A 21,288-nucleotide genomic window follows, 5' to 3' on the forward strand; every position below is an offset into this window, starting at 1 on the left:
ATTAAAAATTTAAGTTTAGGCCAAGTTTTATAATGTAGCTAGCCTTACCAACCTTACTGAGCTGGAAGAAACGCTGATCAAGATCCAGGTTAAGCATAATCTTGTTTGTGATGAAATATTCAGCACAAAGCCCAATATTTTCACCAACGTAGAACTGGCTTTCCTTCTGGACCAGCACTGAATTACTAATAAATTCAACACCTGTAAGGAACCCTCCTTTTGCACTGAAAAAAAGGCCATCGCCCAGGGTAAAGAGAGTATACATGAACTCTGGGTTTGCAGAAACAATAGAAGCTTTACTAATATCAAATTTAACCTGTTCAAAATCTAAGCTTCCTCGTAGGGCGATATTGTTATTCTGGTAAAGGGTAATCCTTGAAGAAATATTGAAGCCGTTTTTTACATAGCCCGCATTAAGGCCGATGGCCTTACTCCCCTCCACGTGGATCAGCTGAGCACTGACGGAAGCTGAAATCAGCAAAAGGGCTAAGATTAGTTTAATTTTCATCGGATAACAGTTTTTGCTCAAAAACTTTGACGTTCAGCATTTTATCGCCAGAAATATTGATGATCGGGTTCCTGGTCCCCTTCAGCTCCCGGATCTGAATTATAAGTGAGGCATCCTTACCACCGGTAAAACGCTCTGTTACATATCCCAGCTCTTGTTTTTGATATGCAGAGACGACCTTAATGGGAGACTCAAACTCGATTTTAATACGCTGTTCGATCTTGGCTTCGTTCTTCTTCATCCCTTTTCGTTTTCCCTCCACAACCTTGAAGTGTATACCATCAATGTTATAATCGCTTCCAGTATTGTTGATTACAATAAGTTTGAAGTATGTGAAATTGTCGTCATTTTTTATGTTTGCGATTTGAAAAGTCATTCCATTTTCTACCTTTCCGATTGAGCTATACTCTACTTTATCAGAAAGCACGCTGTTAAGCCGTTCTCTCATCTTTGAATTGTTGCTTTCAACGCTGACAACCTCTTTCATTTTCTTCTGGTCAATCTTTCTAACTTCTTCGCTTGTGAAGTCATAAAAAATCTTCGTGCTGTCGCCATATTTCAACCGGCCATACCAGATCTTTTCATTATCAAGCTTAACGGTTATTGACGTTTCGGGGGAAAGAGGATCATTGCCACGGATCACGCAATTCTTGCCATTTTGAAAAATATCATAATACTTATTCCTATTCTCCCCCACAGATGGATTGTTGCCAACAACAATAAAAACAATACTATCAGTAAAATTTAGGGTTGCGGTAAAGTCCTTATTTACCTCAATTACACCCATATTTTGGGCAGTAACTGGACCTGCCAAAAAGGCAAGAAAAACTGTTAAGAGAATATTTCTCATGTTACTCTTTTTTAATAAAAACTCTGTAGCCTTTATATAAGCTTATAATTGGTTCCTTTTTTCTTGTCATGGCTCTGATTGTATTGTCCACAGCATTGGCGGCAATGCCTACGCCTGTCCCTGCAGCAATGCCGGAAGAAATTGCAGAAGAGGTTTCATTAGTGGTTTGTCCAACACCCTCCCTAACCGATTCATTAAGGTTTCCTTCGTAAGGAAGGCCCCGGGAATATTTTTCGTCGAAAACAATTAGACTATTTACCGAGGAAACAACGCCATCGATATTCATTATCTGGTAAATATTTATATCAAAAACATTCCCGTATTCTGAAGCTTTCCCATAAAGAATGGCGTTTTTCTTAAAAACCTTTCCATCGATAGCGAGATCCTCCAGCAGGAAAAAAACAACCGAAGATTGGTTTTTAATTTTTGTGTCCTCTTCCAGCATTGCAGCAGTAAATCCGCCATTTTTAACTAGTGAACCAGATGTGGAATTTTTCCCTGAGGGTCTTTCAGAAACAATTATTCCAAATCCCCCGGTGTCTTCTTCTTTCTTCTGTGGAGCTTCACTTCTTGTTTCTGCCGGTATTTCTTCTTTTGCTCTTATGGATTCTGATTTCTGTGTTACCGGCATTGTTACCTGCTCTTTGGTATTGGACTTCATTTCAACAACTTTCCGGGGTTCTGACTGGTAGGTTTTAAAATTAGCTGTCTTGGATAAATCCTGTTTTACTTCCGGCTGCAGGGAAGCATTGGCCTTTTTTAGCCGGTTATTATATTCCTCCTTTGCCAAGTCCTTCTCCACCAGATCTGGAATAGTAAAGTCAGCAGCTGCAGATCCAGATGAAGTGTCTTTTTTAGAATAAACACTCACCCCGTAGATAACCATGATAAGAACAACCACGCCAATAGCACCAAAAAATATTAACTTCTCCTTATTCATAGTTATTTTATTTCATTGCGGTTATTTTCAGCAAACCTTGTGATCAGCAGTCCATGAGGGTTAAGAGGATAGTTCCGGCTAACAAAAATTATTAACCCGGTTGTTTCAAAAGAATATCTTACTGTCTGGTCATCCTGTGTAATGGACAAGCTCGCCTTAACCCGGAAAGAATAAGGCTCATCATTTCCCTCAATCTCGATATTCTCCGGGAGTATTTCAATTGTTTGTTTTATTCCATAACTGGAAACCTTTGTATACCATCCGTCATTCTTGCGTTTTATGTAAAGCTGCTCTATTGAATTATCGCCAAACCACAAAGCTTTTTCAAGGCTTTTCTCTACATTAAAAGCATCATATTGATAATAATAAGTGTGAAACTTTTCAAGGTGGTCCTTTATCTCAACCTTAATGTTTTCATCTCTTTGCATCCACTTCATGGGTATCACTTCGCCGCCAGAGTCGAGAACAAGCACCGTGTTTAGCTGCCGCGAGTAAAGGTCATTAATTGAAAAAGCAAATATTGCCGAAGAAACGATAAAGGCAATAGTAAGGCCCCAGACAACCATCCGGTTGACAATAAGGGTTTTATAAATATCAATTTTGGGTTTTTCCATCGTGCTACTTGATTAGTTCTTTCAAAAAGGGCATTGACATTTTAAAAAGCTTGATTTTGATTACTATAACCAGTATTAGAGCTAAAATAACCATCAGTCCCCCTGAAATAGCTATACTACCAGGACCTATAGCAGAAACAGGCGCTATAAGAACAGTCATGGTATCAAACAGGATGTTTGCAAAAACAACTACGAATGCGTAAGGGATAATGACCAGGTAGTATCTGGCATACATCTTGAAAACATTGTATATGTAATCTTTTGTTTTATCAAAAATAGACAGGGCAATCATCAGGGGTACAAAAATCTTGATCAGCCCCATGAAAAAATAACGCTCTGCCAGGAAAACAGGGTAGATTAAAAAGTCAAGTATTTTTAAAAGGAATTGCGTTATATGGGTGTAAGCTCCTCCTGTCCAGCTCGTTGGATTCATCATATTTACAACTTCACCCATCTTTCTTAAGACACCGTCTATTGCTGATTCATTAGCCGGTGGGGGCGTAACAGTTGGTGCAGACACAGAAAACAAATCAGGTTTATTATTAAATCCTTTTAAGGCCTCTCCCTCAACCATTGCACAGGCAGAATCAAAAACATCCAAGATCTGTGTACTGAAACCAACAAGTAAAAGAAGTCCCAGCATTCTAAAAAGGGTATAAGGAGAAAACCCTTCATCACCCTCGCTAAATACCTTTCCTGTTTTCGAGAAGCTTTTGAAAAAACTTTTCCAAAGTGAGAGAACTAATATAAAGGCTCCTATAGATTTTGAAACGATGACCAGGTAACCAAGATCACCTGCAAACATTGCTTTATAAACCTTATCCAGATACTCTAGTCCCATGATCAATTATTTAAAAACACTATTTATATAATTCAATGTTCTAAGTTGCATGCGCTGATTATCAAGTATTTCAATCTCTATTATTGCTGAATTTATGACTCCAAGATTTTCTCTGAGTTCTTTTATTGCCTGGTTCATATTTAGTAGCCTCTCTCCATCTGTCATCTCAGAGAAATTATCGGTAAGCACCACTGTAAGCGTAGTAATGGAGTAGCTTGTTTGGCTCAAGAGCCCCATCATAGATTCACTTATGTTATGATATTCAGAGGGTTTAAAACAGTTATTGTCACTAATTCTTTTAAGCGAACCAAGTACCCTTGTATATGCTTCACTTACCTGTACTATAGCCAGTTCAAGGTTATGATAATTAGCAACCTTACGGTTAATCTTCCTAAGCTTTTCCGTTGCATCTCTTATGACCTGTAAGCTTTCTTTTTGTGTTTTTACTTGCTCGGTAAGTTTAGCATATTCTCTTAGCCTGTCAGACATTTCTATCTTGTCTTTTGCTTCGTCTTCTAATTTCCAAGCTGGATTTTTAACAACCACAACAGCTGCTTGTCCAAAAAGATTAACAGTCAACAGAAGCAGAAAAAATGTGAATAAAGATCTCATTTTAGATATTTTTAATTTTGCTGTACTTCTCTATTGCACTCTCCATATCTCCGGTTTCATTATAAAGTTCCATGACCTCTGTGTACTCCTTCCCTTCAGTTTGAAATGCCAGTAGAACTTTTTTAGCAAGTTCAAGACGCATGATATTACTCTCTGCTCCTATCTTGAGTAAAAATTCTGAATATTTTATTTTTCCGGTGAAGTTGTATTTGATCGATCCAAGCTGGTTCTCATCGTGCTCCTTGAGAGAAAGGCGTTCAATAATCTCCTTGTAGCCTTTCTCGTTTTGCATGATGTACATTACCTGTGTGTTATCGATCATTGCATTTGAAGCATCGTTTTTCGGAAGCTGGCTTGGAGATTGAAGCACTATGCCAATAGCCGCCTCCTGTTTTCTGGCTGCCTGGTAGAAGTACTCTGCAGATGAAAGCACAGATGGAAATTTTAACATTTTTGCGAATTCATCAAAGAAGATCACTCCCTTGGTGCTTCTGTCTTTCCAGACAACTTTCTGAACTGCCTCACTGATCATGTGCAGCATGATGGTCAGCAGTACTTGATTATCTTTAATCTCATCAAGTTCAAAAACGATGAATTTCTTTCCCTCGATCTTGTAACTGGCGTCTGTTTTTGCTTCAAAAAGAAATGAGTAGATCCCCTTACCGATAAACTCTGAGGTAATATGCAGAAAGTCCTCTATATCAAAGAATTTTGGATTAAGATCCAGGACTTTCATTATATCCTCTTTGTTATTGTCGATGAACTCGAAGAACTGGGGAAAACTATGATCCTTTTCTATAGATTTATAATACAGAGTTATGACCTTCCGAAGGCTAACTGCTTCGTCCTCTTCCGGGAGCCGGTCCCTCTTCCATAGCTTGAAAACGAAAGTCGAAAGCTCATTAATTTTTGTAGCTGAAATGGCTTCATCGGTTTCAACAAAAAATGGATTTAGGCCAATACCTACGCCATCCTGGTACTTGATATAAACCGTATCATGAGGGTATAAAAGGGAAAGTTTCCGGTAACTGTCTCCAAGATCAATGATAACGATCCGGATATCATTTTCATAGAACTGCCGGAAGATATGGTTTGCCAGGACTGATTTGCCTTCACCTGTTGGAGCAATAATAAAGAAATTACGGGCTTTAATTCTCTTTCGGTCTTCGTCCCAGACATCTTTTTTAACAGGAATATTATATACCCGGTCATTAAAGTAAATCCCCTTTTCATCGTTTTTGTAATTTGTAACATTCGTGAAGAAACAAAGGCTCTGCTGTAAATCTATTGGGATTATTATATTCGATTTGTCAATGTTGGCTACATTGGCAAAGAAGGAATTAAAGAAAAGGTTCTTCTTATTTGCTCCTATGGGTGCGTAAGGCGTTATATCGAGGTTTTTAAACTCATTGGCCACCATTTGTTCAAAGGAGCGGAAATCTGCCTCGTTCTCTGCATAAAAAACCACATTAAAATGACAACCGGAAAGGATAATTTTTTCATCCTTGGTAATTGTCTCAAGGTAATCACCCAGCTTTTCTGCATCGGTTTCATATTCCTTTTTGAATTTTCTTGCTCCGTAAAGCATTGTTCTTTGGTCCTCAAGCTTCCCTTTTTCCTGCTTATGGTTTCGTATGTATATAATTTGATTATAGATGTGATCGAAGGGAAGGTTTAAACCAAAATTGTCTGCAAAGCCTGTGTGATAAACAAAATCTCCGGCACTCATTTTTTGATCATAACTACAGGTCTTAAGTGTTTCCCCCAGCTGTTTAACCTGGTTGACGGCAAAAAGTCCTATGAACTTATTGCCAACCTTCATTTTATCTACATCTATCTCGGTGTACCGGTCCTCGTAGAATGAGTTAAAATAACCAAACTCCAAATATTTGTACAGCTCCTCGGTAACAGGTTCAAGTGTAAGGTAGCGGGAGTTATTTATATAATCATAGCAGCGCTCAACGGTTACTTCAAATTTCTTCTGTCTTTCGTACTCTTTTAGGTATTCAACTGTTTTAATGGGCTTCTTGAAAGGATTCTTAAAACCGTCATTTATTGTTTTACCACCTTCATTAAAAACAAAGAACACAAAAGAATTGTGGTCGTTATACTCCCTGCCCTGAAAATGCTCTTTCGTTGCTCTCTGGAGGAACGTTTTTGAAGGCATCGTAGCTGAGTCAAATTTCTTCTTGAGATATAAATCGCATTTATGAATTATGGCCCCTTCCTCAAAATCTCTAAGGGCGTTATACCAGATATCATGAATAGTATCAAAATCCTTTTCAGAGTTTGAATATATCTCTCTAAGAGTAACGTGAAAACCAAAAATAACGCTCCCATTATTTGTATAACACCTGTGTCCATCCCTAAACAGTACCGATGGGTTCTCGCTCAGATTTATTTCCATCTTCTATTTATAATTATCGTTTATGATGGTGCCCGGGAACTTATCATTTGTTATTGAACTCAGGAAAGCGCCTGAATTAAGTTCTTTCAAGACAAGATATCCCACGCTTAAAATGACAGTAAAAACCACGAGCTTTAAAAGCGTTATCCCTGCTGAAAGCAAGAAAATAAGGATAATGACAAAAAGAATAAACAAGTAAAACAGGGGCAATCGTAGTCCCAGGATATATGGTTGCTTGTTTAAATTTTTGTATACCCTATACGATTTCATTATCCTGCCATGATATAGGAAACTATTGCAACCACGCATAAATACACGGCCAAGTAAAGAACTATGCCCTGGGCAAATCCTTTATAATCCCGTGATTCGCCAAGAACCTTGCCCATATTTGCAAGCGCACCAACGATTAACACAAGGCCAGCAACTATGGGGATTGCTGGTTTTACCCAAACAGAGTAAAAGTTATTAAGAACATTCGTGATTTGTGCCTGCATCTCGATAGAGAAAAACAAAAGCAGCGCCAATAAAGAGATTGTCTTTTTCATAAGTATTTTATTTGGTTTAGAATTAATATTGCGTGCTAAATATATGTAGTATTGTTAAGCAGTTTAAGGAATGCGTGTAAAAACTGAAAATTAGTTATTGACAAATTGTTAATATTATTCAAACTTCTGACTTTCAAGACCTTTAGTCTGGGAATACCAGCTTCCCGGACCATTTTTAGCCGGTTCATTTTGACTACCGACTGGCAGAGTCAATTAATTATTGTTTAGCAATATATGATTAGGATATTCTCTCCGGCTAAAGGGGATCAATGTGTCCGGTTTTTACAATTATATCATATAATCCACCTGTAACTATGATCCTCCTTTAATTATCAAGTGTAACCGATTTCAGATAATTATTTTATAGATAATACTTATTTTCTATAAAATAGTCGACCATCCTTAATAGTATTTGGGGTATTATATATAAATATATAGGTATAATCTATAATATACCTTAATTGAAAAACTGTCGGGAACATGCTGAATGGAAAAACTTTGTTAAATATGCCCGGCTTTTGTAAGTAAGTAAATCTTAAGCCTAAAATTAAAGGGGTTTTTCAATTTTAGGTTATATTTTTTACATCTTCCATTATGTGGTTAAAATTGTCATTCAGATCCTTTTCAGTTATATGGTGTTTTACCTTTAATTCCATGCGCTTAAAAGGGAACAAATCAAAATTATAGAGCTTATCCTTCCCATCAGAGAAAACAAAAAACTGTCCTTGCTTTAATCCTGTGAAATCCTGATTTTTATATTTTGATGTTTCCCTTGTTCCTTCTGACATTCTTGTATCTCCCCCCATAACAGAATCGGTATAAGATTTTGACACAGTCTTTTTCTCTATTTCCTCGCTTATGTTCTTGTAATATTTAACGCTGTCCGGATCATTGGCCTTGCCTATCATTTGATATGACAGGTTGGCAAGCAGGGAGCTTGTTATAACATCACCGTAATTTTCTTTTGCCAGTGCCCGGTCCTGTGTTGAAAACACGGTAGCGATATTATAGCTTCGCATCGTTGCCGGTATCTTGGAAATCCCATCAATGTAAAAAGTCGTCCCTTCATCAAATAAAAGAAAACTCGCTGGCCGGTTCCTGATCTGCATACTGTTTATTGCCGTGCTTATTATAACAGAGATAAAGGGGGCGTTTATCCTTTCAAGCCTTGGATCATTAACGATGCTTAATAATGTTGGGTTCTCCGGGTTGTTTATATCCAAATCAACGTCATTTGCACTCATTACCCAAAAGATTGTTGGAAGCGCAAGATCTGTTAAGGGTAGCGAAAGTGAAGCTTTAACACCCGCTACCTGGTTTTCAGATATCAGTGAATCAACCAGCGGAGATCCTATCGCTCTTGAATATGGGTTTTTTGAGATAAATTCAACTATCTCTGTTGGCGTTTTCACCAGGCACAAGGCAACCGCATGAGGGAGAGTACACATTTCAGGGTAATCTACCTTAAGCCTCCAAATAACAGCTGCAAGTGTCGGCTCTGGAATCTTGTCAAAGAAACTGCTTCCTGATTCCTTCACGTTGTCAACCTTCTTAAGGTTTGCAAAGATCAGCTTTGTTTGTTGCCTCAGGTGTTGCTCCGTTGGAATGTACTTAGGCAAAAAAGGGTTTACCCGGTCCGAATACATTGGAGAGTGTGGTATAATAGTTGCCTGTTTTACACTTGAATCCTGAAAAAAGAAGTGCGCAATTTCTGTTATCTCTCCATTTTTATAATCATAGCAAAGACAGGGAATGTTTCTTTCCCCGGCGTGTTTAAGAATTGGCACAAAGCCGCTTTCTGTTTTCCCGCTTCCGGCACTTCCAAAAATTGCGATACCCCTTTTTATGTTCTGCATGATAAGGGGTGATGAATTTCTTATAGGGAATTTAACGCTCCAAATAGGGTCAATTTTACCTGTTTTACTTGTTAGCCCTGTATTGGTCACTAAAAGAAAGATAATAGAAACAAGACCGGCCAAAACAAATATGCCACCATGTAATAGCAGGCTATAACTATAAAGCAAAGTAAAAAACAAATAAACCAGTCCATGAATGATTACAAAAAAAATAATCTTATAGTAATACTTAAGCTTAAATGAAAGCGCTGTGTATTGCAACAACGAAACAACTAAAACAACTACTCCCAAAATGAGCTTTGAAATTAGGGAAAGCTGGTTAAAATAGTTAATTATATGTTCCATGTTTAATATTTAAAGACCTGTGTTCAGGGCCGTTGTCAAAACCTTTTTTGCGACATCCAGAGCAATTTTTGACGGGTTATAGGCGTAATTAATTGCCTTAATACATTCTTTTGCCCCGGGGGTTTGTTTAAAAACTGCAGAAAGAGCATCAAGAGGATCTTTCGCATTAACCAGCTTCACTGCAGTATTTACAACCTGGGAAGCTTTATTATATTCTTTTACTACCGGCACGTCTCTTGCTATACTCATGACAACACTCTTTGCCATATTTCTCATTTGGTTCTTCATCGTGTGATAATGAGAAAACTTATGTTGCTGCGAGCGTTTGTAATCAAAATTTGTATCAAAGCTCTTTTCACAGCTCTGAACAAATTTCATCCGGTCAAAGCCGATCTGTACCTCTTTGCCGTTAATTATATTCTTGGAGTTTTTGGCATTTGCCATCGGGCTTAAACGGATCTTCTTCGACTCGTCCATTCTTGAGACTACAACATGAACGTGTGTTTGCAGTCCCTCCTTCTTGTCTCCGGCTTTATATAGTCCCTCTTTCACCTGCGCTGAGTCTCTTCCATAATACCGGGTGTGTTCGACCTTTCCAAAGTAGACCAGGCTTTCTCCTGTTAATCCCCGGTTGAAGTTTTTAGCGTAATCATCCATAACTTTCCGGGTATAATCCTTCAAGGCGTCCTCGTAACGTTTCAGCTCGATGGCGGTAAGTTGTGATGTGTTTTTTATATCTCTCCCGGATGCTTTTATTCCAATGTGCCTTAATTCGTCCTTGCTTGGATTAATAGAAATCATGTAAAATTTGGTTTCGTCTTTGCCAAGTTTTCCTTTGTTGTTATCAATAGAACTTTGAGCTAGGCAGTAAGAAACGTCACTGCTGTTTTGGTCGAAAAACTTCGCCTGGCTTAAAGTGTCCTTTTCCAGATTTTCTTTCTCCAAATAATTAATAAGGTCCCTGCAGCTACCCCTGTTATTATCCTTTTTTGATGAATGAATCTTAACGTACATTAAAGTGTTTTTAAGTATTTTTTGTACTCGTTTATGTCTCCCATCGGAAGATCAATAACTGGTTTTCTTTCCATCCCTGTATATTTATTTTCCGTGTGGGAAAGGATATTTTCCAGATATTCTTTGGTTGTTTTTAACTTCAATTCAAGCTTATTACACTTCTCCTGGATTGCCTTATACTGATCCGTGTTTACATCAATTTTTACAGCTTCACTCTCTGCAGATCCTTTCTTTTCTTCTTTGATTATTTCGCCCGAAAGAGCTAACGATTTCATCTTATTTTGAACTGCCACATCTGCGTTTTTTGGAGCTTCTTCTTCTATGTATTTTATGAACCTTGCAATCAAGGTGTCCATTTTCCCGAACGTGGGTTTTATAAAATCATTCTCTTGTTTTCGCATGAACGATACTATTGTCTCCCTGAATTTCTTGAGCTCTTCTGCTGGGGAAAGTATTACCTGATCCTTTGGATTTACTCCGGTAACTTCAAAGTATTTTGCCATTGCATCTAAGAAATCAACAAGGCTCATGTCAAACTTTTTAGCTAACCTGGCAATAGTTATTTTTGTATCACTATTGGAGTTTAAAGTTTCATATTTTGCCATATAATAGTTATTTTATAGTTATTTTCAAATGCTAAAGTATTAATATTCTTTGATATAAAATCACAAATAGTTATATTATTTATTAATAATAACTATCACTAATTTATATATATTTGAATATCAGGTGAATCCTGATAGCAGAATCAGGTTAGCCTGATTCCATCTTGCTTTCCTTCGGAAACATTATTGCACAACGTAAAAAATGGTTCTACTGGTTTTTCTTTACTACTCGCATTAGTGCTGTGAAGGGTTTAGAACACGAAGAAGTTTTTTCTACTTCATGGCTTCCGAAATATAATGTAGCCTGAAACAAAACGATCACGGAAATAATTAAAGACGTTAGCAAAGCAAACACCATCTCCCGTGAAATGCCCAAATATTAAAATAAAAACAATATATATTAAATAAAAACAATATATAAAATAACTACAGGTCTTAAAAGACAAAAAACATAAGGTGCTTTGCAAGTTTGTTTAATGAATTTTCTTAGTTTTTTTTGCTCAATGAAACCTGGCAAAAATGAAATAAAAAAAGAGACCTCTTTCGAAGATCTCTGCAATAAAAATTGAACTTAGTTTTACCACTTAAAAGTTTTCCTTTATAAGCTTCACTCCAAATAGATTAATGGTATAAGTGTTGTTGAAATAAATCCCATATTGTCCAAAAGCAAATTTTGGTACAGAAATTATATATGAACTGGTTCCGTATTTCTTTGCTTCAAATTTTACAGTTTCGGGGTTTGAAATTTTCCAGGTTCTTTTGGTGTCTTCTATATTCATTTTAATAATACTAATCACGTCATATGGGTTAATTGAATTATTTGGAACCCGGACAATAAATTGCGAATTAATTGTGTCAGCAAAAACGATTGAACAGCAATAATTAACTTCTAATGATGTCTCCTTTGAACGCAATTTAACTTTCCCCATTGTTGCTGTTTGTTGTTCCAGTAAAATTCCATTACCGATAGTGTCATTTATGAAAACTGCGGTCCCGGAAAACTCCGGTTCGGTGATCCTGATATTTTTAACTTTTTGACAATTAGCCTGGGTAATTGAAAAAAGCAAAAACGTTAAGATTAATAAATTCCTTTTCATGAACTAAAGTTAAGATTTTTCCCCCTTGGTTTTATATTTTACTTCTGCCGAATCATCATCAGGCGGGGTGAAACTATCTTCCTCCGGGATGGGATAAAGTTTCTCGTTTTTTGAATTTATTGTTTGCCCACATATCGGACAATCTGCGAGCCAAATTATTTCTGTTCCCGAAGTCGATTTTCTTAAAGTTCCCTTATCGATTCTTACTTCTCCACATTTTGGACATTTTGCTCTTGGTGCCATAATTAAACTATTTTGGTGGTTCTTGAATTAGCTTGTTTATTATCTCTTTATTTTCAATGTCTCTTTTAAGAACCTCTTTCAGCTTGTTTAATTGGATCTCTATCTGTTTCTTCTCCTTCTGGCATTCAAAAAAATCATTATTCATATCCTTACACGCATTTGTTATTTCTTCTATACGCTGCGGGTCATGTACCAGGGCATCAACAATAAGTTTATCAATTAACTTATTCAGTGATGTGAGTTTAAACTTCTTCATTCCTGCCACCAGGAGCTTTTCTGTCTCATCGTCATAGCGATAAGTAAATTTCTTTCTATCTTCCATTGCCGTCATAATTTAGTATCGAGGATCTTCCGGAACTGAAGCTGCAGGGAATAAATGCCGTCAAAAAGAGTGCCAGGGAGCTTCTGATCCGGACCTAGCCGGCCTGATCATTATGTAAATTTGCCGTCATATTTATTCTTCCCTAAAAGCTGATGTAGCATGTTCTGTTACACAGAGTCCTATGCTATCAATTTCGGAATTATTATATTTTATCAATCTGTCTTTTACCTGTACAAGATCAATGGCGCCATTAAAATCCGGGTTACAAATCCTGCATTCTTTTTCTATTTCACTTTTGGAAAATAGTCCTTCCATATTAAATGAATCCCCAACATAAGGAACGTTTTCAACTAATAGTTTTGTTTTAATCTCAAATGCAAAATGTGTCGGATGTTTTGTGTCCAGGTAGGGATGTGAGTAAAATATGTGTACAAGAACAGGTTTTTTCATGATCTTAGAGATTTATTATCAGCATACAGATTTACCTTTTCGAATTGTTATTTGGAGAAAGAAGCGAATATTTTCACAATGGTATTAAACACCGGAAGTAATTTTTCACTTCTTTCTTCTTTTTTAATATTCTCTATAATGTCCTTAACCAGGTCTGGAAGACTTCTTAACATTTGAATTCTATCATTTTCAGGATATAGCTCAGGATTTTCATCAAAACGCGCCACTTCTTCCATATTTGAAATATCTAATTTTTCAAATCCAAATTTGTCTTTATTCATGAATTTTGTTTTTTAACTAACTTTTTATTGTTTTTTTGAATCCCTTAATCTCTACTCCCTCTTTTCTAAGGTACCTGTAAATAGTTGACCTGCTAATATTTTGCGTTTCCTCGATAAAGTTAATGGTTTCTTTTTTTTTATAAAGCGTAACAACTGCAGAGGCTTTTTTCTTGTTGTAAGATCCTTCCGGTCTGCCACCATTTAATCCTCTGGCCCTGGCTGCTTCAAGTCCTTTTATTGTTCTCTCCCGGAGAACATTTACTTCCATCGCCTTCAGGATGGCTATAATTTGGAAGATAGCCTCTCCCATCGGGCTTGACGTGTCAAAAATTCCTTCTGTCAAGCTTTTAAATGTTATTCCCTTTTCTTTAAAGTCATTTAAAAGGATTACCAGCTCCCGGGTGGTTCTCCCCAGGCGGTCCACGCTAAAAGCTATTAATGTGTCACCGGTTCTTATTTGTTCCAGGAGTTTTAAAAGCTCTGGCCGATTTGTAGATCTCCCGGATACTTTCTCCTGGAAAATCTTTTCACATCCAGCTTTTTTAAGCGCATCGGTCTGCAAATTCAAATTCTGTTCCTTTGTGGAAACTCTTGCGTAGCCAAAAATCATAATAGTTCTATTAAATGCGAAAACAAAGATAAATAGAACTTAGATTAATAAAAAGCGTTAATCGAACTTTATTGTTCTATTTTTTTATGATTTTAGAAAGTTTCATCATACGGTCGTTTAATAATACTTACTGTTTTATCAAGAAAACAGCCATAAAGTTGAATTTTTCTATAAATAATGAAGATTGAAAATTTTTAATAATCTTCAACAATGTCACCGTCTGATTCCATAACTCCTATTATTGAACCTAAGTCGAGTGATGAATGAAAATAACCAAAACACTAAAACAAGAAGCACTAGATTCTTTTAATAAATCTGTCCAACTTATAGGGGGTTAAGACAGCAACTACACTGTTATTTATCTCCAGGGTATAATAAAAGACAAGTTCCCTGAAGTCAACGTTCATTTTTTCTTCTCACCCGTTAGCATCACTTATCTCCTTTGCCATCGGGATCAATACCTCCCCTATGAAGGCAACAGAGTCAATCATTGCATTATGATACCCCCTGACTGCATCATCAAGCATCTCAAAGAACTTCTTGCCTTGGATTATTCACCTCGTTGTTTAATCTGAATTACTCATTTCGCATCAGATTTGATGGAGAAAAGTTCAACCTATTGAAAACATAACATAGATTCCCTAATGTTTCTTCAATTCTTCTAATGCATCCTTCCCAGATCTAGTCTTTGTACATTCTTTGATCTGGTTTAATTGAAAAAATTTATCCCCTATAGAGATGCATCTGACATTTGAATCAAGTTGGATTTCATATCCCTTTTGAGGAACCTTAGTTGAAACAAATACTTTCAAATATAAAGTATCATTCAATATACTCTGTGTGACTTGGGATATTCCCCTTCTTGAATCAAGATAATCAATAATGATTATTTTTTTTGAGCCTCTGCAAATAACCAAAAAGTTCTCATTTGCTTCTTTTTGACAGCTATGTCCTAATAATATCATCATAGCAAATACTATTATTTTCATAATTAATATGGATTTTTTTGAATAGATCTTGATAATCTTCTTGGAGTAGTAAACCCGAACCAATCACGAGAAGACAAATTATCACCAGTTACATAATTCCAAAGGTTTGTGGAATAACCTGCACAAGTATTCCAGGGAGTCCAATTCACATTACTAAGAATTGAGTTAAATTGAATTACCATATTAAATTGTGTTGTATTTATTAGTCTGGACTTAGATACTTCACCATAACCATAATTTGTTTCGAGGCCTGTCCAAAATTCCTGTTCTCCCCTATTACCCCACAATGACATGGTTGTTACAAAATTACTCTTAATACTTTCTAGACGAATCCAAGCGTGACCATCCATTGAATTTGCTTCACCCTTAGTATTTGATATAATATACATTTTCCCCCAAACATTGCTAGTTTCAGTTTGTATGCTACCAACACCATTTAAAGATGCTGTAAAATTCTGTGGTGACAAGAAATCTATTGTACTATTTTGATTCCTTTGACTAATACTAGCATAATTATTTAATGCTACATTAAAACTTCCTGCTAAGGTAGTATTCCAATAATTGTATCTATCAATTATATAGGAACCCATAATAAATGTTTCATCATCATTCCCAAAATAACTTGTACCATTACTTTGAGACCATGTACCACCGTAATTTGAGTCAAGCATAGATTGAATAACATAGCTTAAACTATATGAACTTTTTTCTTGATATGATTTCCATCCATTAGGATAGCTCCCTAAAAATTGTGCCCCCTGTCCATAAGCTTCCATTCTCAATTGTTCTTCCTCCCACAATCTTCGTGAACTATATCCACTGGGATCAGTATATTTCAGCGGGTTATTCAGGCAATAAGTGTACCTATTATAACTAATAATATTATAAGGATCCTGAATTATCGGATCAGGACTTATAAATCTCGCTATCTCCGAATCATATACTCTCCCATTCATATTTATCAGGTTGAACATATCCAGGTGTTCATGTCCAGTAAAACCATGTTGGGTATAAGTAACAGCCGGGACATTTGAATAAGACCAGTCAGAAGGATTCCTCCTGCGTCCCCATGCATCGTAGTTGTATTCCTCCACAAGGTCTCCGTCTGATTCCATAATGCCGGTAATTGAACCCAAATGATCTTTACAAAAGTAATAAATAACCGGAGTGCCTCCGCCTGTTTGTATTGCAAGGGCTATTGGCCCATCGGGACCGTTGATGTAGTAATAATGCTTCGTAATACTGTTTTCCAAAGTCTTTTCATATAAACCGGCATACCAGGTAGTTCTTACTAACCCCCATGTTCCGTACAAAGTAGCCTTTATCCTGTTATCAAGTACACTATATGTGTAATTCAATGAATCTTCAGCATCAGCTATATAAACCGGTTTGTTAAAGAAGTTATATTCTATGTTTTGTCTTCCAGGATACTGGCCTCCGCTTATACTATCAACTGCATGTATCCTGGTTGAGTTATAATAATAATCCCCTACATCAGACTTGGAGATAATATTGCCTATATCATCATAATCCATCTTCAAAGAATCCAGTCCGGTTACCTTTGACCATTTCAACTGATCAAAAAGATCATACCCAAAGTTTTCAGTAATACCTCTTAAACTGTCTTTTCTCATTGAAAGATCTCCGGTTGCTGGATCAAATGAATATTTAAGAAGTTGTTTTGGTGTTGATCCATAGGCAGTTTTTATCTCCGTCAGATACCCATTACTATCAAAGGATTTGTTTAAAGTGATATTCCCTGGTGATAATTGATACTCTGTAACATTACTATTTGCATCAGCAGATATACACTTCCAAATGATGCTGTTGTCATCTGCCTTCTTAATATACTCAAGATAACCATTATTGTTATATTCATACTTTACAGCAAATCCACCAGGATAAGTCATCTTCGATAATTTACCGTTTTCGTTATATTCGTAACTATATGTAAAATATTCTGCTGCTGAGATACTGTCACATTCTCTGATAACATTCCCATATATATTGTATGTGTATTTCTTGTATCCGGAAGGACTGCTTATTTCACTTAACTTTCCTTTGCCATTTCCGGAAGTGTAATAGGAATACCTTGTCTGACCATTATCCCGTACTCTTATGGAGTCTCTGCCTATATGGTCATAGATTATTGAATCCTTATCTCCATTCGCAGTTTTAAATCCAATCAATTCTCCAAACGAGTTATACTCATAATCAGAGTTACCCCTGTCCGGATCGCTTTCCTGTGTAAGCATCGACCGTGAATCATAATCATAACTAACCGTACTGCCTGAAGCAGGCGGATTGGCATTAATCAGCTTGCCGTTATTGTCATACTCAAAACTAAGAGATTTGTTGCTTCGTGTAGTGGAGGAAACCTGGCCTAATCCATTATATAAGACAGTACCCGCTCTGTTGCCTCCCGATACCTGCAAGGTAGAAGTAATGTTATTATTACCGTAAGTATAATTCAAAGTAGATCCATGAGCAACGGATGATTCAATTCTGCCTAAGGTATCATATGCAAAAGTGTTCCACGTAGGATCAGGTGTGCTGAAATAGGGTTTACTCTCCTGGACAATCAAGCCTCTTTTTGAATATATCCGATCCTTATTAATGGCACTACTGAATCCGGTTGTTTGAGTTTTTATCTCCTGTCCAAGATTATCATACCATGCCTTTCCTATGGATTCAGCATCGTTTTGCTGAATGTAATATATAGCACCAGTTGGGGAATCAATGCTCCAAAAGTAAGATGTCGAAATATATCGATTTTCAGAAACTGATTTCTTGGTTTGCCTTCCAAATCCATCATAGGTGTAGTTTGTCTCAAGGCTATTTGGAGCGGTCTCCTTGGTTATTTTGCCGGTGGGTGCATCATATAGGTAAGAGAAACTCAGTGTCCCTCTTGTTAAGGTGGTAGTATATCTCTGTTTTGAATCATAAGAATACGATTCGGACCTCCTTGATCCATTAGCCAGCTTAGTATTCTTCGAGGATATATTTCCATAATTGTTATAGGTCACATCAACATGAAGTGAATCCTGAAGATTTGCAAAAACACTTGTGCTGCTAAGCCGGCCAAGGTTATCATACCTGAATAAGGATGATGTCTGATAACTTGGCTGACTACCAGAAGTCTTCGTTTGACTTGTTTCAGATACTCTTGCCGGACACCATGTATTCTTTTGAACAAACTGATTTCTGGTTATTGTAACCAATTCTCCATTTTGTTTTGCAACAGTCAATGTATCATTGCCATAGGAGTCATAATAATAGAACGTGGTATCTGATACTCCGTGAAGGATATTTTGGGAAATAATTTTTGAAATATATCCAAAATAGCTTCCTGTAGGATAGGTTTTGGTGCTACCGGTAAAATACTTTTCTGATAAGGTGTTATTCTCCCCATCCTTGACAATCTCTTGTAAAGGGAGAGAATATAAATATTTTTCATTTGCATCCATTCGAGTAGTGGCTGTGATACCGGTTACTTTGTCGGAAGTAGTTTGATTTGCAAATCCAAGGAATCCCTTTCCTCCTAAGTGCAGGATTGGGTTTGTAAATGAATATTCAATGCTTCTTGTTCTGTTATCACTCGCTACAGATTGAATGGAATCTACCACGAAGTTTCTGTAAGGAGCATATACTAAAGTGTCCAACGTTGGTCTTGTTACCTGGCTTGATGGAGCCACAATATATTTATAGTTGAAATTAGTTCTAAGGTTCATCCCGTTTAGAACTGATTCTACCAAATTTACCCGGTCATTGTTTTTGAGCTTAAACATATTGAATAGAGAATACAGGCAATCCAGTTGTCCATCTCCATAGAAATTACCGAATGTGTAATCGCTCGGATTAACTAATGTCATAGAGCCTAATCTCAAATAATTCTCGACTTTAAAATCAAATCCTTTGCTAAGGTGATAAACAAGATTGATCCCATCAATATTTCCACCATTGTAGTGATTAGTAATCTGGATCATATCTGATTTACCATCATTATTGATATCCCGGACAAAAAGAGCATGCCCGTTAGCAGGTACAGAGGGATCAAAGGAACTTAACATACTAAATGCATACTCAGTATTGGTTGAGTACTGTGTCCCATTATAATCCAATATATGCCAGCCATATTCATCTTTGGCAATAAAATCTGTCTGGAAGTCTCCGTTAAAATCGCCTTGGAATATTCTTTCCCTGTTAGTATAATTAAGCAGAGTACTTGAATAACTGGATAGGTTATATACCGAATATTGGTTGGTTGACTTATCGTATGTAAATTTAGTCAAGACATATCCCGAGTACGTAAGAGTCAACAGATCTGTTTTACCGTCGCCATCATAGTCGACTAATAGTCTTTGAGACCCTGTTGGTAAAGACACAGACCACTGTTGGCTTGAAGCAAATGAGATTATGTAACTGGATGTTAATAGTTCCCCAATGCCATCCCCATTAAAATCACCAGGTAGATATTCAGAACCGACACTGCTTCTGCCAGTCTTTGCAGTGAAGAGGGTTTGTGACGAAGTACTTCCCATATAGACCAACAAAGAATCTGATGATGAAAAGATCAAATCTTCAATCCCATCTCCATTCATATCTGAAACCGAATTGAAGGGTAATTTCTTGTAAAACGGTGAAAAATAATCCAATGGGAATGTCCGGTTAAAAACTCTGTCAAACGAGCCATAGGAATTTAATCTGTAGAGAGACAATCCTGCATCAGTGCTATTATTACCCCAGATTGCTACCTCATCGGCACCATCACCATTATAGTCTCCGGTTTCTACACCTTGTATCTCATCATACATAGTTATCTGAGATTCATATTGCTCTGAAAATGTTCCATTTGATCCCCATTTAATTACAATAGGATTATAAGTATCAGTTTGTGTTTTACCATATTCTTTTATTTCAACCAACTGAGAATAGAATCCATTAGTATAATTAAACTCATATTTATGAACCTGCACTCCTTCACAGTAAACAATAATGTTCTGAAGGATTTTTGTTTTGGGAATGTACGCACTTCCAATACGAGTTTTTACCTCATCACTTGTTCTGATACTGTAATTGAATAAAAGAGAATCGTATGGAGTAAGTGATTGAGCTGTATTTCCTGTATAAACAATACTTCTGAGCCAATACTCTCCATTTAAGTTAGAATAATTGTATTTGATATAATTGCTATCTGCATCATATACCTTATTTAGTAACCATGAAAATGCTGTTGTACTTTCATTACCTGCAAACTGGCGTGAGTCACTCGAATATCCATATTCATTTGTTACACCTGCTTTTGTTTCTTCTAAGAAATATGTCGGACCATTACCTGTTGATCCATAAGCGGTAATCTTTGAGAATGGAGAGCTCTCTGGGAAGTAAACAGAGTTATTTATTCCATATGTACCTTCAGATAGCATAAGTCTCTCCCCGTTCAGAACAAATCTGTCAGCTGTTGTAAAAGATATGCTGGTTACCTCATTATCATAGTACATTGTTTTGCCAGTCCTTGTAATTGAAGATAATCCACCAAAATGCCATCCATAGCCAAGAATACCGTTACCAGACTGACTGTTATAAAACAATGATATGGATGGGGTCATTCCATTAGTTCCGGGAGAAGTGAAAATCGGTATATTTAATGTGGCGGCTCCCATAGTGTTTACTGAAGGAGATATGGCAGTTGAACCGACTTTCATACTTTCTGATAATGGACGGTTATTAAGATCAGGTATTTCTCCTCCGGAAAGGTAATTAGTATTGACTATTATTTTTGCCTCATTTGATGTAACTGATCCACAGGTGGAATTAACAAAACATCTGTAACTCTTTGGTTTAAAAATTGAATCATTGGGAATAGTTGTACTATTGGAAGTCGCATCAGGAATATTTATCCAAATGCCAGAACCTATGTAAGTAGATTGCCATTGGTAGCTTAAATTAATACCACTTGCTGTAATATAAAATGCGGCACTATTATTTGATGTTATTGTTGTATCATTAGGCTGGTCCGAAATTGATGGTGAAGGATTTACAGTAACCGGTTTGTCTGTTTGGCTTGCCGCTGTACAACCATCGGAATTTGTGTAATTGACCCTGACATGCCCTGTTCCCACTGTTGTCCATGTTACAGTCACTGTATTATTGGAGGGA

19 protein-coding genes are annotated in these 21,288 nt (G+C 36.7%); all 19 read right to left on the reverse strand.

Annotation, left to right across the window (positions count from 1 at the left end):
* Position 1: 1 nt before the first annotated feature.
* Complete coding sequence (locus SA378_RS02015) at positions 2 to 508, reverse strand: hypothetical protein (RefSeq protein ID WP_318524320.1); 507 nt, start codon at positions 506 to 508, stop codon at positions 2 to 4.
* Positions 498 to 1,358, reverse strand: coding sequence for a DUF4138 domain-containing protein (locus tag SA378_RS02020; protein ID WP_318524321.1), 861 nt, complete (start codon positions 1,356 to 1,358; stop codon positions 498 to 500). The genes SA378_RS02015 and SA378_RS02020 overlap by 11 nt, the downstream gene beginning before the upstream one ends.
* 1 nt (position 1,359) lies before the next feature.
* The gene (traM, locus tag SA378_RS02025; RefSeq protein ID WP_318524322.1) at positions 1,360 to 2,298 is read right to left on the reverse strand and encodes a conjugative transposon protein TraM; all 939 of its coding nucleotides are present in this window, start codon (positions 2,296 to 2,298) and stop codon (positions 1,360 to 1,362) included.
* Positions 2,299 to 2,300: 2 nt separating this feature from the next.
* Positions 2,301 to 2,912 carry a hypothetical protein gene (locus tag SA378_RS02030; protein ID WP_318524323.1) on the reverse strand — a complete coding sequence of 204 codons (612 nt, stop codon included), beginning with the start codon at positions 2,910 to 2,912 and terminating at the stop codon, positions 2,301 to 2,303.
* Between the two features lie 4 nt (positions 2,913 to 2,916).
* Positions 2,917 to 3,717 carry a hypothetical protein gene (locus SA378_RS02035; protein WP_318524324.1) on the reverse strand — a complete coding sequence of 267 codons (801 nt, stop codon included), beginning with the start codon at positions 3,715 to 3,717 and terminating at the stop codon, positions 2,917 to 2,919.
* Between the two features lie 42 nt (positions 3,718 to 3,759).
* Positions 3,760 to 4,365: a hypothetical protein gene (locus SA378_RS02040; protein WP_318524325.1), complete on the reverse strand. Its 606-nt coding sequence runs from the start codon at positions 4,363 to 4,365 to the stop codon at positions 3,760 to 3,762.
* A gap of 1 nt (position 4,366) precedes the next feature.
* A complete protein-coding gene (locus tag SA378_RS02045) occupies positions 4,367 to 6,772 on the reverse strand; it encodes a TraG family conjugative transposon ATPase (protein ID WP_318524326.1) in 2,406 nt (801 codons plus the stop codon).
* 269 nt (positions 6,773 to 7,041) lie between these two features.
* A complete protein-coding gene (locus SA378_RS02050) occupies positions 7,042 to 7,317 on the reverse strand; it encodes a hypothetical protein (RefSeq protein WP_318524327.1) in 276 nt (91 codons plus the stop codon).
* 566 nt (positions 7,318 to 7,883) lie between these two features.
* On the reverse strand, positions 7,884 to 9,296 hold the full coding sequence (locus SA378_RS02055; protein ID WP_318524328.1) for a type IV secretory system conjugative DNA transfer family protein: 1,413 nt from the start codon (positions 9,294 to 9,296) through the stop codon (positions 7,884 to 7,886).
* Between the two features lie 231 nt (positions 9,297 to 9,527).
* A complete protein-coding gene (locus tag SA378_RS02060; RefSeq protein WP_318524329.1) occupies positions 9,528 to 10,532 on the reverse strand; it encodes a DUF5712 family protein in 1,005 nt (334 codons plus the stop codon).
* Positions 10,532 to 11,137 carry a BfmA/BtgA family mobilization protein gene (locus tag SA378_RS02065; protein ID WP_318524330.1) on the reverse strand — a complete coding sequence of 202 codons (606 nt, stop codon included), beginning with the start codon at positions 11,135 to 11,137 and terminating at the stop codon, positions 10,532 to 10,534. Before SA378_RS02065 ends, SA378_RS02060 begins: the two co-directional genes overlap by 1 nt.
* Positions 11,138 to 11,721: 584 nt before the next feature.
* The gene (locus SA378_RS02070) at positions 11,722 to 12,066 is read right to left on the reverse strand and encodes a hypothetical protein (RefSeq protein ID WP_318524331.1); all 345 of its coding nucleotides are present in this window, start codon (positions 12,064 to 12,066) and stop codon (positions 11,722 to 11,724) included.
* Between the two features lie 177 nt (positions 12,067 to 12,243).
* Entirely contained in the window at positions 12,244 to 12,477 is a 234-nt protein-coding gene (locus SA378_RS02075) for a hypothetical protein (RefSeq protein WP_318524332.1), read from the reverse strand.
* A 7-nt stretch (positions 12,478 to 12,484) separates the two neighbouring features.
* The gene (locus SA378_RS02080) at positions 12,485 to 12,733 is read right to left on the reverse strand and encodes a hypothetical protein (protein ID WP_318524333.1); all 249 of its coding nucleotides are present in this window, start codon (positions 12,731 to 12,733) and stop codon (positions 12,485 to 12,487) included.
* 198 nt (positions 12,734 to 12,931) lie between these two features.
* A complete protein-coding gene (locus tag SA378_RS02085) occupies positions 12,932 to 13,114 on the reverse strand; it encodes a hypothetical protein (protein WP_318524334.1) in 183 nt (60 codons plus the stop codon).
* 182 nt (positions 13,115 to 13,296) lie between these two features.
* Positions 13,297 to 13,530 carry a hypothetical protein gene (locus SA378_RS02090; protein WP_318524335.1) on the reverse strand — a complete coding sequence of 78 codons (234 nt, stop codon included), beginning with the start codon at positions 13,528 to 13,530 and terminating at the stop codon, positions 13,297 to 13,299.
* 16 nt (positions 13,531 to 13,546) lie between these two features.
* Positions 13,547 to 14,140: a recombinase family protein gene (locus SA378_RS02095; protein WP_318524336.1), complete on the reverse strand. Its 594-nt coding sequence runs from the start codon at positions 14,138 to 14,140 to the stop codon at positions 13,547 to 13,549.
* A 641-nt stretch (positions 14,141 to 14,781) separates the two neighbouring features.
* Positions 14,782 to 15,129, reverse strand: a complete 348-nt coding sequence (locus SA378_RS02100) for a hypothetical protein (RefSeq protein WP_318524337.1) — start codon at positions 15,127 to 15,129, stop codon at positions 14,782 to 14,784.
* 2 nt (positions 15,130 to 15,131) lie between these two features.
* A complete protein-coding gene (locus tag SA378_RS02105; protein ID WP_318524338.1) occupies positions 15,132 to 21,272 on the reverse strand; it encodes a SpvB/TcaC N-terminal domain-containing protein in 6,141 nt (2,046 codons plus the stop codon).
* Positions 21,273 to 21,288: the final 16 nt, after the last annotated feature.

Origin of the sequence: Sedimentibacter sp. (assembly GCF_033447055.1) — a bacterium.
Classification (GTDB): Bacteria; Bacillota; Clostridia; order Tissierellales; family Sedimentibacteraceae; genus Sedimentibacter.